This is a genomic window from Rhizobium sp. UBA1881 (assembly GCF_002338015.1).
Taxonomy (GTDB): Bacteria; Pseudomonadota; Alphaproteobacteria; order Rhizobiales; family Rhizobiaceae; genus Rhizobium.
The window spans coordinates 46,629-60,575 of sequence record NZ_DDHH01000088.1; the positions used below are offsets into that span (position 1 = coordinate 46,629).

Below are 13,947 nucleotides of genomic sequence, written 5' to 3' on the forward strand. Positions count from 1 at the left end.
GGCTGAGTGGCGGAGATAAAATCGCACGAGTTCGAGGGATTTCTTGAGAAATCTGCCCGCCACTACCAGCTATTCGTCATCTATGGCCCGGATCGCGGGCTGGTGTCCGAGCGCGCCAGCCTGCTCGCCGGCAAGACCGGCGTAGACCTGACCGACCCGTTCTCCCTGATCAAACTTGATATTGGTGACCTCCAGAAAGACCAAGGACGTCTGCTCGACGAAGCAGGCGCCATCGGTCTCTTCGGCGGCCAGAAACTCATCTGGATTCGCGGCGCGGCAAACGAGAAGTACCTCGTTGACGGTCTTCAGGTCTTGGCGCAGAAGCCTCCCGAGGCGACTTTCATCATCATCGAGGCCGGTGATCTCAAGAAAGGATCGCTCCTACGCAAAGCAAGCGAAGCCGCCCGCAGCGTCGCGACCATCCCGTGCTACGCGGACGACGCGCGCGCGCTGAATAGCTTGATAGACGTCGAACTCGCAGGCGCCAATCTTCGCATTACGACCGGAGCGCGCCAAGCGTTGCTCGAATTGATAGGGGGCGACCGCATAGCGTCGCGCAACGAGGTCAGGAAGCTTGCGCTCTACTGCCTCAATCTTGAAGTCATCGAGGAACATCACGTCACGGAGATCATCGGCGACGCCAGCGCCATATCCGTCGACGACGCTGTTGATGCCATCCTGACTGGAAATTCCGGAAACTTCCTGCACGCCATGCAGAAGATCACGGCATCGAAGACATCTGTTTTCCTGGTCATACAGGCATGTCTGCGGCAATTCCAATTGATGGATGCCATGCGTGCGGAAATGGAAGAGAAGCGCACGCCGGCGTCGCAGGTGATGCAGACGCTTGGGCGCCATCTTCATTTCAAGCGCAAGCCGATCATCGAGCAGGCTCTGAGGACATGGTCGGCCGACGCACTGGCCCGTGAAACAAGCCGCCTACAAGCGGCCATCCTTCAGACAAGGCGTCGCGCCTCGCTAGAGGACACGATCGCCATGCAGACACTTCTATCGACCACGCTCCAGTCTGGTCGAAAATAGACCGGATCAGCGCCGCTCCAGCAGGCGGCAGATTTCTTCCAATTGATCCAATGACTTATAAGAAATCCGAATCTGCCCGCCATTCGCCTTGTGGTTGATGACGACATCCAATCCGAGTGTATCGGAGAGGGTACGCTCAAGCGCGATCGTATCGGAATCCTTCTGGTCACGCGGATTGACCGCTGGCTTCGGCTCCGATTGCGCCTTGATGTCGTTCTGCGCAAGGCGCTCCGCATCGCGCACTGACATGCCCTTGGAGACGATCGTTCGGGCCAAGACGGTTGGGTCCGACGTGGACACCAGCGCGCGCGCATGGCCGGCAGACAGACTGCCAGCGGCGAGCAAGTCACGAACAGGCTCCGGCAATTTCAAAAGTCGCAGCGAATTGGCGACATGGCTGCGGCTCTTGCCGATGATCTCGCCGAGATCGTTCTGAGTGTAGCCGTAGTCCGCAATCAACTGCTCGTAGCCGAGCGCTTCTTCCAGCGCATTCAGGTCAGATCGCTGAACGTTTTCAACGATTGCGATCTCGAGCGCGGTCTTATCATCGACATCGCGCACGATGACAGGAATCTCAACCAGACCGGCCAACTGCGCAGCCCGCCAACGTCTTTCGCCGGCTATGATTTCATATTGGCTTGTAGAAAGTGTACGTACAACAACCGGCTGCACAATACCATGCTGGCGGATTGAGCTTGCGAGATCATGAAGCTCGCCGTCATCGAAGAAGCGGCGAGGGTTGCGAGGGTTGCGCGTGATGAACTCGATCGGCACCAGACGATCGGCGCTGACTGCGCGCTGACCTGCATCGACGGGCGCCGGTTGGTCCATTTCACCAATCAGCGCCGCGAGGCCACGCCCAAGTCTTCTCTTCGAGACATCATCGTTCATGTCGGTACTCACCACTTATTCAAGAGCTTGTTCAGGCAGCCAGACGCGCTCGCGCTGAATGACTTCAGAAGCCAGCTGCAGATAGGCCTGGCTTCCAGCACATTTAAGGTCGTAGAGAATGGCAGGCTTGCCGTAGGATGGCGCCTCGGACACCCGAACGTTGCGCGGAATTAACGTATGGTAAACCTTTTCGCCGAGATGGGTGCGCACATCGTTCACGACCTGCTGCGCCAGATTGTTTCTCGAATCGAACATCGTCAGCACAATACCCTGGATATCGAGCTGCGGGTTCACGCTTCTGCGAACCTGGTCGACGGTCTCCAGCAACTGGCTCAACCCCTCGAGCGCGAAAAATTCGCACTGCAGAGGAACCAGCACCGAATGCGCAGCCGCCATCGCATTCATCGTCAAGAGATTGAAGGACGGCGGGCAGTCGACAAGGATATAGGAAAACTGAAACGCATCGCGCTCAGCAAGCGCCTTCTTGAGTTTAAAGACACGATCGCTCTGCTGTGCGATCTCCATTTCGATCCCGAGCAGATCCATAGTCGAAGGGACTATGAAGAGGTTCGGTACAGCGGTTTCCTGCACAACATCGAGGATCCCATGGTCACCGACCAGAAGATCGTATGAGGACCGACTACGGTTCTTGCGATCGATACCCAAGCCCGTGCTTGCATTGCCCTGAGGATCGAGATCAACAATGAGAACTCGCTCGCCGATAGCGGCCAGCGCGGTTGCCAGATTGATAGCCGTCGTCGTTTTACCAACGCCACCCTTCTGATTTGCGATCGTAATAATCCGATTTCGTCCAGCAACCATTGTCGCAACGCCCGATTTGTTAGACCAAATGCCGTAAATTGGAAATTTCGAGAACGACTGACTCCATCTCGACGGCACTCTTGTGTTCTACCAGATCAAATGCCCAGCGACCATGCGCATTTGCCACCTCTGATCGGTAATCCCGGCCTTTATGGAAATACGCGCGGATTTTTTCGTTACGGATCGAAAATGGATCGACGAATTCCAGAAGTTTATCCAGGTCCGCAAGCGCCCTGGCCGACACGAAATCGCAAGCCGGGAGGTCCGCGACCGCATCTTCGATCCGCAGCGGATGCACGGAGCCACGGGCCCCCGTTTCCCTCAGCGCCGTGCGTAAAAAGGCAGCCTTCTTGTTGTTGCTCTCGACCAGATGCACCCAGCCGTCATTGAGCTCAGCAAGGAAGATCGCTGTTACCACGCCGGGAAAGCCGCCGCCGCTACCGAGATCCACCCAGTTGCCCGCGTGCGGCTGAAGCTGGAAGATCTGAGCGCTATCAGCAATATGTCTCTCCCACGCGTCCTTGAGAGTGGAGGGCGCGGAGAGGTTTATAGCCTTGCTCCATTTCTGAAATAGACCCACAAATTGCTCAAGTCGTTCCTGTGTTTCACGTGAAACACGCCGGCCGTTCAATTCCATACAAGGACTCTCAAATAGTGTAGGTTGCAGTCTATGCAGCGACCTCGCCGCGTCGCAAATGCACGAGCAGGAGCGAAATCGCCGCCGGAGTCATCCCATCAATTCGCGAAGCCTGCGCGACGTCATAAGGGCGAGCCTTCGCCAACTTCTGCTTAAGCTCGTTGGATAGACCGGACAAGCGGTCGAAATCAAAATCCGCCGGGATAAACCGCTCTTCATCCCGCTTGATATGCGCCACGTCGGCTTGTTGCCGATCCATATAGACCGCATAGTTAGCCTCGATCTCAAGGGCGGCGCCCGCCTTCAAATCGATCGCGCTCAACTCGGGCCACACCGGCCGAAGCGTCTCAAGATCGAAGTCAGGGAACGCCAGCAACTCATAAGCCGTTCGCCTCTGACCATCGAGGTTAAGCTTAAGGCCAAACCGCCTTGCCTCTGTTGGTGTGATCGAGAGCGACGTCAAAATTGCGCGACCCGCTTCGATCGCCGCTGCATATTGCTCAAATCGATCGGCACGGCCGCGGGATGCAATTCCCAATGAGATAGCAAGCGGGGTCAGGCGAACATCGGCATTGTCTGCACGGAGCGAAAGACGGTACTCCGCTCTCGATGTAAACATCCGATAGGGTTCGGCCACGCCGCGCGACGTCAGGTCGTCGATCATGACACCAATGTAGGAGTCAGTACGGCTGAAGCGCAACGCGTCTTGCTGCCCAGCCAGCCGAGCCGCATTAAGTCCGGCGACCAAACCCTGAGCCGCCGCCTCTTCATATCCTGTCGTGCCGTTGATCTGCCCGGCCAGGAACAAGCCTGGTTGCTTCCTCACCTCGAGCGAGGGTTTGAGCTCCCGCGGGTCGACGTGGTCATACTCAATCGCGTAGCCCGGCTGGAGAATGGCGACTTGCTCAAGACCGGGTATCGTTCGAATGAACGCATCTTGGACTTCGGCGGGAAGTGATGTCGATATGCCGTTCGGATAGACCGTGTCGTCATCGAGACCCTCGGGCTCAAGAAACACCTGGTGACCATCTCGCTCGCCAAACTTAACCAGCTTGTCCTCGATCGACGGGCAATACCGTGGACCAACACCTTCAATCTGACCAGAATACATGGCCGAGCGCTTCAGATTGTCGACGATTATCCGATGCGTCGCTTCCGTTGTACGCGTAACGCCGCAATCGATCTGCGGGTTGGAAATATGGTCAGTCATAAAGGAGAAGGGGACGGCGTCATCATCGGCGCCCTGCCGGCCAACGCCCGCCCAGTCGATGGTCTTCCCATCCAACCGGGCAGGGGTACCAGTCTTTAGTCGACCGAGCTGCAATCCCATTCCCAAAAGTGTCTTGGACAGACCCATCGATGGCTCTTCGCCGACACGGCCGGCCGGGATCTTCTTATCACCGATATGTATAAGGCCGCGCAGGAAAGTGCCGGTCGTCAAGACCACGGCACCAGCATCAAGAATCCGGCTATCTTTCATGATGACACCCGATACACGCCCATCCTTGATCGACAAATCAAAGGCATCGCCCTCGACAATAGTCAGATTGGGGATGGCGGAAATCTCCGCATGCATCGCCTGGCGGTAAAGCTTTCGATCTGCCTGCGTGCGAGGGCCGCGCACGGCCGGCCCCTTCTTCCGATTGAGCATACGGAACTGGATGCCGCCGGCATCAGCCACGCGTCCCATCAGCCCGTCCATTGCATCGATCTCGCGAACCAGATGACCCTTACCAAGGCCGCCAATTGCCGGGTTGCAGGACATGACGCCGATGGTCTCGCGCTTATGCGTCACAAGCGCGGTCTTGGCGCCAGCGCGCGCAGCCGCGGAAGCAGCTTCGCATCCAGCGTGCCCGCCGCCAATGACGATGACATCGAACCGTGAGGTATTCATAGCAATGCTCCTGAGATCGCATCGGTGATGCGGCAAGCCGCCCAGGGAGTCAAGATGTTTCACGTGAAACCACGTTTTTCAGCGTCGTCGCAGTGTTTCACGTGAATCATTTGCCGATGCAGAATTCACCGAAGATAATGTCGAGCAGATTCTCGACATCAACCCGGCCAGTAATGCGGCCAAGCGCGGCACCGGCCATGCGGAGCTCTTCCGCTCTAATATCCAGGTCAACATGATCGTTAGCGACGGCCCGTTCGATAGCCGCAATACATTCCGCTAACGAATCGTTGTGGCGCGTGCGAGTAGGTATAGCCAGCGAATGCGGTGGTACCATCTCGCGCAACCGATCTCCGATCGTCTGACGCAGTTCATCCAAGCCCGCGCCGGTTTCCACCGAAATCCTTACATCGTATGGCTTCGATGACACGCCGGGCAAGTCCGCCTTCGTTCCAACACGAAGTGCGGACGAGGGGACGCGGTCATTCTCTGACGGAACCGACATGTCTTCTATATAGATGACGAGATCGGCGGCATCCATCGCAGTGCGTGCACGACGAATACCTTCGCGCTCAACCACCTCCTCAGTCTCCCGTAAGCCGGCGGTGTCGTAAAGCTTGACCAGAAATCCATCGATATCGAGATCCGTCGAAAGCACATCACGTGTCGTTCCGGCGATATCCGTGACAATCGCAATGTCGCGACGAACAAGCGCATTCATCAGGCTCGACTTCCCCGCATTCGGCAAGCCGGCGATAACAACCTTGAACCCGTCTCTGATGATCTCGCCGGTCTTTGCCATGCCAAGATGTTGACGTATCTCTTTCGCAAGCTCGGTCATATCCGACCAGACTTGGTCTGACACCGAGCCTGGAACATCGTCTTCATCAGGGAAATCCAGTTCGGCCTCGATCAGCGCGCGACCGCGCGTCAGCCGCTTCGCCCAAGCTTCATAGATCAACGAGAGCCCGCCGGAGCTCTGCTCAAGGGCGAGGCGGCGCTGCATCTCCGTCTCTGCGGAAATCAAGTCCGCAAGACCCTCGATTTCCAGCAGGTCAAGCTTGCCATTTTCGAAAGCACGTCGGGAGAACTCGCCAGCTAGGGCCTGCCGCATCCCGTCAAACGCGCTTAGCTCCCGATAGACAGCACTGACGACAGCGCGGCCGCCGTGCAGATGAAATTCGACGACATCTTCACCAGTGAAGGAGTTTGGACCTGGAAAGAACAGCACAAGCCCATTGTCGAGCACATCACCGTTACGGGTTCGAATCGTTCGTAAAGATGTTGTGCGAGCAGGGACGGTGCCTGAAACCATGCTGCGAACGACATCTTCGACCTTTGGGCCGCTTATGCGGATCACGGCCAAGCCGGCCGGAACGGCGCCGCTGGAGAGCGCATAGATTGTCTCGGTGAATTCCGCCACGGACACACTCCAATTGGTACGATACCGAATCGATCTGTTCTCGCTCAGAAAAGAGGAGCGACCAGACAATCAGGCATATAGAAACAAAAAAGCCGGCCAAGATAGCGGCCGGCTTTGGATGATAGAATCCGGCTAAGGATAAATCAGGTGTTCATCGATTCGAAGAAATCCGAATTGCTCTTCGTCTGCTTCAGCTTGTCGATGAGGAACTCGATCGCATCGGTCGTGCCCATCGGCGCCAGGATACGGCGGAGAACAAAGATCTTCTGCAGATCCTGGCGTGGAACAAGCAGGTCTTCCTTACGCGTGCCGGACTTGAGAATGTCCATTGACGGGAAGATGCGCTTGTCGGCGACCTTGCGGTCGAGAACGATTTCCGAGTTACCGGTACCCTTGAATTCTTCGAAGATGACTTCGTCCATACGGCTACCCGTATCGATCAGCGCGGTCGCGATAATGGTCAGCGAACCGCCTTCTTCGATGTTACGCGCAGCGCCGAAGAAGCGCTTCGGGCGCTGCAGCGCGTTGGCGTCGACACCACCGGTCAGAACCTTACCGGAAGAGGGAACAACCGTGTTGTAAGCGCGGCCGAGGCGGGTGATCGAATCGAGAAGGATCACAACGTCGCGACCATGTTCGACAAGACGCTTTGCCTTCTCGATGACCATCTCGGCGACCTGGACGTGGCGGGTTGCCGGCTCGTCGAAGGTCGAGGAAACGACTTCGCCCTTCACCGAACGCTGCATGTCCGTCACTTCTTCAGGACGCTCGTCGATCAGAAGAACAATGAGATAGCATTCCGGGTGATTGGCGGTGATCGAGTGCGCAATGTTCTGCAGGAGAACCGTCTTACCCGTGCGCGGCGGCGCGACGATCAGACCGCGCTGGCCCTTACCAAGCGGCGCGACCAGATCGATCACGCGCGACGAGAGATCCTTGTTGGTGGGGATCTCGAGTTCCATCTTGAAGCGCTCGTTCGGATAGAGCGGCGTCAGGTTGTCGAAGTGAACCTTGTGACGGATCTTTTCAGGATCGTCGAAGTTGATCGTGTTGACCTTCAGCAGAGCGAAATAGCGCTCGCCTTCCTTCGGTCCGCGGATGGGGCCTTCAACCGTATCGCCAGTCTTCAACGAGAAGCGGCGAATCTGCGAGGGGGAGATGTAGATGTCATCGGGGCCGGGGAGATAGTTGGCGTTGGCGGAACGCAGGAAGCCGAAGCCGTCCTGCAGAACTTCGACCACGCCTTCGCCGATAATTTCGACGTCCTGGCTGGCAAGAACCTTGAGTATTGCGAACATCAGCTCCTGCTTGCGCATCGTGCTGGCATTCTCGACCTCGAGCGATTCGGCGAATGCCAGAAGATCGGTCGGGGATTTACTCTTAAGTTCCTGAAGCTTCATTTCAGACATGAAGTGTCCATTACTCTATAATTTTGAGGGGAAAGGCGATGTCGAGACAGTAACCGGTCCTGCGGGGAACCCGCAGACGATCGAACTTTACATACATGCCACAAGGATGAGGTGGACGGAAAATAGCGAGTCAGCTCCCCCGCCGCAAGGGGGCTGCTTAAAATGAAGCAAATTTAACCCGCCAGCCGGCTGCGTCAAAATGGCTTGACGACGACAAGTATGACGATCGCGATCATCAAAACGGTCGGCGCCTCGTTCATGAAGCGCCAGTAGCGCGCCGAACGCCGGTTCTCGTCACGCTCGAATGCCTTCGCTGCGCGGCTGAAAAACACATGCACGCCGGTCAAGAGAACGACGAGCCCGATCTTGGCGTGCAGCCATCCGCCCTGGAAGCCATAGACCGACCACGACAGATACAGCCCGAAAATCCAAGTCAGCATCATCGCCGGGTTCATGATCACCTTCAGCAGGCGCCGTTCCATGACCTTGAAGGTTTCCGACTGCACCGAGCCGGGCTCGGCATCCGTGTGGTAGATGAACAGTCTCGGCATGTAGAACAGCCCGGCCATCCACGAGATCACCGCGATGATGTGAAGCGCCTTGATCCAGAGATAGAGCGTATCGGGATTCCAGACGAAGAGACCGACCGCCAGCGCCACGAAGAAGGCGATAGCGATAAAAGCGCGACGGCGCGCATAGGAACCCGGCCTCTCGTCAATCTGGCGTTCCATGGTCAAATCCTTCCGCCGCGAACACGCTCGACGAGCAGCCGAACATTTTCGGGATCGGCCTGGGGCGTAATTCCATGCCCGAGGTTGAAGATCAGGGGACCATTGCCCAATCGCTGCAGGACATCGTCGATACCCTCCTCAAGTGCCGCCCCGCCGGCAACCATTCTCATCGGATCGAGGTTGCCCTGCACTGGCCCATCCTTCTGCAGCTCGGCCGCGAAGTCGAGCGGGACAGACCAATCAAGGCCGATCGCATCCGCCTTCGTCTTCTGGCGATAGGTCTTCAAGAGATAGCCGGCGCCCTTCGCGAAAGCGATGATCTTGGCATTGGGGCGGCGCGCCTTGATCGAGGTGATCATCCGCGCCACAGGTTTCACCGCAAATGCTTCGAACTCACGCTCGCCGAGCACGCCCGCCCAGGAATCGAAAATCTGCACGGCGTCGGCGCCGGCATCGATCTGCGCGACGAGATAATCAGCCGAAACATCCGCCAGCAACATCAGCAGCTTTTCGAAAGCCTTCGGATGCCGATAGGCAAACAGACGGGCAGGGGCCTGGTCGGGGGTACCATGGCCGGCGATCATATAGGTCGCAACCGTCCAGGGAGCGCCACAGAAGCCAAGCAGGGTGGTTTCCGTTGGCAGATCACTCCGGAGACGTCGAACGGTCTCCAGCACCGGTTCCAGATGCTGCATTACGCTGCTGCCATCCAGACCATCGATGCCATCGACGTCGATCGGATCCATCTCCGGTCCGTGACCCTCGGTGAAACGCACATTGCGCTTCATCGCATCGGGAATGACGAGGATGTCGGAGAAGAGAATGGCAGCGTCAAAGCCATAGCGCCGGATCGGCTGCAGCGTGACCTCGACTGCGTGATCCGGGGTGTAACAGAGATCGAGGAAGCTTCCAGCCTTGGCTCGTACCTCTCGATACTCCGGCAGGTATCGTCCTGCCTGCCGCATCAGCCAGATGGGGGGAGGGTTTAATGTTTCCCCGTCCAGAACCCGCATGATCTTCCGGCACATTTCACTCAAGCGCTTCTTCCCTATAAAAAATCAAAGATATTTATAAGGTTTCTATTTCTTAGAGTCGGTGACTATCAAGGATTAAAATCCATCCACGTCCGATACCAATTGTCACTGTTTCGCTGGCCGCTCGGGAAGAAAATCGCGCGATACGATGTCAGAAACAGGACGGGGACAAAATTCGATACAATTTCAATGAGATATAGCTTCCAAGGAAATTCCATAAGCTGTGGACAAGCTGTGGCTATCTAACGAACAGCCGCAAACTTTCCACAAAACCAACAGGCCATCTTGTTTGGCCTCCAAAGAATCCGAAATGTGGAAAACCAGGCATGTTTTCCCTTGCCTAACCCCCAGCGCGTCTCGTAGCTCTCCGTCATCCAGTGTTTTCAACAGGCAGCGGAAAATAGCGTGGAGAACCGTACGAACTTCTTCCATCTGCATCTCATTTCTGACTCGACGGGCGAAACGCTGATTTCGGCCGGCCGCGCGGCATCGGCGCAATTCAAGTCGGCGCAGCCGATCGAGCATGTCTATCCGCTGATCCGCAATCGCAAGCAGCTGCTGACCGTCTTGCAGGCGATCGATGGTGAGCCGGGCATCGTGCTCTACACGATTGTGGATCGCGAGCTCGCCACGCTGATCGACGAGCGTTGTCGCGAGATGGGCGTCGCCTCTGTCAATGTGCTCGAGCCCGTTCTCAATGCGTTTCAGATCTACCTCGGTGCACCGTCGCGCCGCAGGGTCGGCGCCCAGCATGTCATGAACGCCGGATACTTCGCGCGCATCGAAGCGCTGAACTTCACGATGGATCACGACGACGGCCAGATGCCGGATGATTATAATGACGCCGACGTCGTCATCATCGGGATCAGCCGCACGTCGAAGACGCCGACCAGCATCTATCTCGCCAATCGTGGCATCAAGACCGCCAACATCCCGATCGTCTATGGCGTTCCCCTGCCGGAAAGTCTCTTCGAAGCGACCAAGCCGCTCATCGTCTGCCTGATCGCCACAACCGATCGCATCTCCCAGGTCCGCGAAAATCGCGACCTCGGCGCGACACCCGGCTTTGATCGCGGCGACTACACGGATCGCGCCGCGATATCCGAAGAGCTGAAATATGCCCGCTCGCTTTGCGCCCGCCACAACTGGCCGCTCATCGATGTCACCCGCCGTTCTATCGAGGAGACCGCGGCGGCAATCGTTGCCCTGCGTCCCAAGCTGCGCTAAGCGCTGCCCCTAGCCAACCGCGCCGAGAGCACAGATGATACCGAAACTCATACTCGCTTCCTCCAGCCCCTTCCGTCGCATGTTGATGGAAAACGCCGGCCTGCCCTTCGAAGCCCATCCGGCCAAGGTCGATGAGCGCGCCATCGAAGCACCGCTCGAACGGGATGGCGCAACCCCAGATGCGATCGCGCTGCTCCTTGCCAAGGCCAAAGCCAGGGAGGTGAGTGATCGCTCGCCGGGCGCAATCGTGATCGGTTCCGATCAAACCATGTCGCTGGGGCAGCGCACGTTTCATAAGCCGAAGAGCATGGAAGATGCGGCCGCTCATCTCACTGCGCTATCCGCGCAGACCCACAGGCTGAACAGTGCGGTCGCGCTCGCCTATAACGGCGACATCATCTGGGAGCATGTCTCGCGCGCTGAACTGACGATGCGCCCGCTCACCGATGATTTCATCGAACGACACCTGAAGCGGGTCGGCGAACGCGCCTTGAGCAGCGTCGGCGCCTATCAGCTGGAAGGGGAGGGACTGCAGCTCTTCTCGAAAATCGATGGCGACTACTTCACCATTTTGGGGCTGCCGATGCTGCCGCTCCTGGAAAAACTGAGAGAATTGGGTGCGATCGATGGATGATTCACGTGAAACAATCGGCCCGCGCGCCTTCGTCACCGGCTTTCCCGTCAAGCATTCGCGCTCGCCGATCATCCATGGATATTGGCTGAAGTCGCTGTCGCTCGACGGAAGTTACCGTACTCATGAAGTCGCGCCGGATGATTTTCCGGCTTTCATCCAATCCCTGAAATCAGGCGCCTCGGGTTTTGTCGGCGGCAATGTGACGATCCCGCATAAAGAAATAGCGTTCAAGCTGGCTGACGAGCCGGATGATCTCTCGCGCGAGCTTGGCGCGTCCAACACGCTCTGGCTCGAGGACGGCAAGCTGAAGGCCACGAATACCGATGGCCGCGGCTTCACCGCAAATCTTGATGAACGCCATCCCGGCTGGGACAAGGTGCAATCGGCGGTCATCCTCGGCGCCGGCGGCGCCAGCCGTGCCGTCATCCAGGCCGTTCGCGATCGCGGCATCAAGGAGATCCACCTCGTCAACCGTACCGTCGCCCGCGCGGTCGAGCTCGCGGATCGCTTTGGAGCAGCCGTGCATCCGCATCCGATGGCGGCTCTTTCCGAAGTGATGAAAGGCGCGGGCCTCTTTATCAACACCACGTCGCTGGGGATGGAAGGTGAGATCGCACCCGATATCGATTTCTCGCCTTTGCAGTCGGGCGCCGTTGTGACCGACATCGTCTACGTACCGCTGAAGACGCCCATTCTCGCGCAGGCTGAGGAACAGGGTTTCGCGACGGTCGATGGTTTGGGTATGCTACTGCACCAGGCGGTGCCCGGTTTCGAGAAGTGGTTTGGCAAGCGCCCCGTCGTCGATGAGACGCTTCGCGCTCTGATCATCGCGGATATGGAAAAGCATTGATGCTGAAAATCGGACTGACCGGCTCGATCGGGATGGGCAAGTCGACCACGGCAAAGCTGTTTGCCGATGCTGGTCTGCCGGTCAATGATGCCGACGCCGTCGTCCATGATCTTTATGCCGGCGCCGCGGCACCGTTCATCGATGCGGCTTTTCCAGGCTCGGTTGAAAACGGCACGGTTGATCGCCAGGAGTTGGGCCGGCAGCTTGCGTTGCGCCCCGAAGGTTTCAAGCAGCTGGAGCAGATCGTTCATCCTCTTGTCCGCGAACGCGAGGCGATGTTTCTCGACGAACAACGCGGGCAGGGCACACCCATGGTCCTTCTCGACATACCGCTACTTTTCGAGAGCGGCGGCGCGGATCGCGTCGATGTCATCGTCGTCGTCAGCTGTGATCCACAGATTCAGCGCCAGCGGGTACTTGCGCGTCCGAACATGACGGAAGAGAAATTCAATATGATTCTCTCGCGCCAGACACCCGATGCTGAAAAGCGCCGGCGCGCGGATTACGTGATCGATACCGGTCACGGCATCGATCAGGCGAGGGAGCAGGTCGGCTCGATCATCGCGGACCTGAAACAGCGGATAGCGAACGGAGATTTCCCGAATGCGTGAAATCATTTTCGATACGGAAACCACCGGGCTTGATAACCGCACCGATCGCATCATCGAAATCGGCGGCATTGAACTCTTCAATCACTTTCCGACGGGAAAGACGCTGCACATCTATATCAATCCCGGTGACCAGAAGGTCCATCCGGACGCGCTCGCCGTCCATGGGATCACCGACGAGTTCCTGAAGGACAAGCAGCCTTTCGCGGCAGTAGTGCAGGAGATTCTCGACTTCTTCGGCGAAGGCAAGTGGATCGCCCATAACGCCACCTTCGACATGGGCTTCATCAATGCCGAGCTGGCGCGGCTATCGCTGCCGCCGATCTCTCCCGAAAATGTGATCGATACATTGTCGATGGCCCGGCGCAAGAATCCGATGGGCCCGAACTCGCTTGATGCGCTCTGCCGTCGCTATGGGATTGATAACTCCCATCGCGCCAAGCACGGCGCCTTGCTCGACTCTGAACTGCTTGCCGAAGTCTATATCGAGATGATCGGCGGTCGCCAGACGGCGCTTGGTCTCGGCGTCGCGCAGAACAACGGCGCCTCGGAACGCAACGACAGCGATGACGACATTGTCCTGGTCGCGCTGGAGCGGCCGCGACCGCTTGAACCGCGCCTCAGCGAAACCGAAGCCGAGCAGCACGACGCGCTGATTGCCAAGCTCGGCCAGAAGGGCATCTGGGCCAAATACGATCGCCCAAACTAAAATGCCCGGGCGCTGGCCCGGGCATCTCGGTGGTCATTTG

14 protein-coding genes are annotated in these 13,947 nt (G+C 57.7%); 6 read left to right on the forward strand and 8 right to left on the reverse strand.

Annotated elements, in window-relative coordinates:
* Positions 1-6: 6 nt before the first annotated feature.
* Positions 7-1,041: a DNA polymerase III subunit delta gene (gene holA, locus B3605_RS10680; RefSeq protein ID WP_112942625.1), complete on the forward strand. Its 1,035-nt coding sequence runs from the start codon at positions 7-9 to the stop codon at positions 1,039-1,041.
* Positions 1,042-1,047: 6 nt separating this feature from the next.
* Here the strand turns inward: holA and B3605_RS10685 are convergent, their stop codons facing one another.
* The 8 genes from B3605_RS10685 to hemE all read right to left on the reverse strand — a co-directional run bounded on the left by B3605_RS10685 (position 1,048) and on the right by hemE (position 9,882).
* Positions 1,048-1,932: a ParB/RepB/Spo0J family partition protein gene (locus B3605_RS10685; RefSeq protein WP_112942624.1), complete on the reverse strand. Its 885-nt coding sequence runs from the start codon at positions 1,930-1,932 to the stop codon at positions 1,048-1,050.
* A 15-nt stretch (positions 1,933-1,947) separates the two neighbouring features.
* On the reverse strand, positions 1,948-2,754 hold the full coding sequence (locus tag B3605_RS10690) for a ParA family protein (RefSeq protein WP_296433775.1): 807 nt from the start codon (positions 2,752-2,754) through the stop codon (positions 1,948-1,950).
* Between the two features lie 19 nt (positions 2,755-2,773).
* Positions 2,774-3,391: a 16S rRNA (guanine(527)-N(7))-methyltransferase RsmG gene (gene rsmG, locus B3605_RS10695; protein WP_296433777.1), complete on the reverse strand. Its 618-nt coding sequence runs from the start codon at positions 3,389-3,391 to the stop codon at positions 2,774-2,776.
* A 31-nt stretch (positions 3,392-3,422) separates the two neighbouring features.
* Positions 3,423-5,285, reverse strand: a complete 1,863-nt coding sequence (gene mnmG / locus B3605_RS10700; RefSeq protein ID WP_112942622.1) for a tRNA uridine-5-carboxymethylaminomethyl(34) synthesis enzyme MnmG — start codon at positions 5,283-5,285, stop codon at positions 3,423-3,425.
* 106 nt (positions 5,286-5,391) lie between these two features.
* The gene (gene mnmE / locus B3605_RS10705; protein ID WP_296433779.1) at positions 5,392-6,705 is read right to left on the reverse strand and encodes a tRNA uridine-5-carboxymethylaminomethyl(34) synthesis GTPase MnmE; all 1,314 of its coding nucleotides are present in this window, start codon (positions 6,703-6,705) and stop codon (positions 5,392-5,394) included.
* 143 nt (positions 6,706-6,848) lie between these two features.
* Complete coding sequence (rho, locus tag B3605_RS10710; RefSeq protein ID WP_018901115.1) at positions 6,849-8,114, reverse strand: transcription termination factor Rho; 1,266 nt, start codon at positions 8,112-8,114, stop codon at positions 6,849-6,851.
* Between the two features lie 194 nt (positions 8,115-8,308).
* Positions 8,309-8,845 carry a protoporphyrinogen oxidase HemJ gene (gene hemJ, locus B3605_RS10715; protein WP_018901116.1) on the reverse strand — a complete coding sequence of 179 codons (537 nt, stop codon included), beginning with the start codon at positions 8,843-8,845 and terminating at the stop codon, positions 8,309-8,311.
* 2 nt (positions 8,846-8,847) lie between these two features.
* Entirely contained in the window at positions 8,848-9,882 is a 1,035-nt protein-coding gene (gene hemE, locus B3605_RS10720) for a uroporphyrinogen decarboxylase (protein WP_112942620.1), read from the reverse strand.
* A gap of 402 nt (positions 9,883-10,284) precedes the next feature.
* Between hemE and B3605_RS10725 the strand changes: the two genes are divergently transcribed.
* Genes B3605_RS10725 through dnaQ form a run of 5 tightly spaced genes read left to right on the forward strand, consistent with a single transcriptional unit; the run spans position 10,285 to position 13,907 of the window.
* The gene (locus B3605_RS10725; RefSeq protein WP_112942619.1) at positions 10,285-11,106 is read left to right on the forward strand and encodes a pyruvate, water dikinase regulatory protein; all 822 of its coding nucleotides are present in this window, start codon (positions 10,285-10,287) and stop codon (positions 11,104-11,106) included.
* A gap of 34 nt (positions 11,107-11,140) precedes the next feature.
* Positions 11,141-11,740, forward strand: coding sequence for a Maf-like protein (locus tag B3605_RS10730; protein ID WP_112942618.1), 600 nt, complete (start codon positions 11,141-11,143; stop codon positions 11,738-11,740).
* The gene (locus tag B3605_RS10735) at positions 11,733-12,590 is read left to right on the forward strand and encodes a shikimate dehydrogenase (RefSeq protein WP_112942617.1); all 858 of its coding nucleotides are present in this window, start codon (positions 11,733-11,735) and stop codon (positions 12,588-12,590) included. The genes B3605_RS10730 and B3605_RS10735 overlap by 8 nt, the downstream gene beginning before the upstream one ends.
* Complete coding sequence (gene coaE / locus B3605_RS10740; RefSeq protein ID WP_112942616.1) at positions 12,590-13,201, forward strand: dephospho-CoA kinase; 612 nt, start codon at positions 12,590-12,592, stop codon at positions 13,199-13,201. The genes B3605_RS10735 and coaE overlap by 1 nt, the downstream gene beginning before the upstream one ends.
* Positions 13,194-13,907: a DNA polymerase III subunit epsilon gene (dnaQ, locus tag B3605_RS10745; protein ID WP_112942615.1), complete on the forward strand. Its 714-nt coding sequence runs from the start codon at positions 13,194-13,196 to the stop codon at positions 13,905-13,907. Before coaE ends, dnaQ begins: the two co-directional genes overlap by 8 nt.
* Positions 13,908-13,947 lie beyond the last annotated feature (40 nt).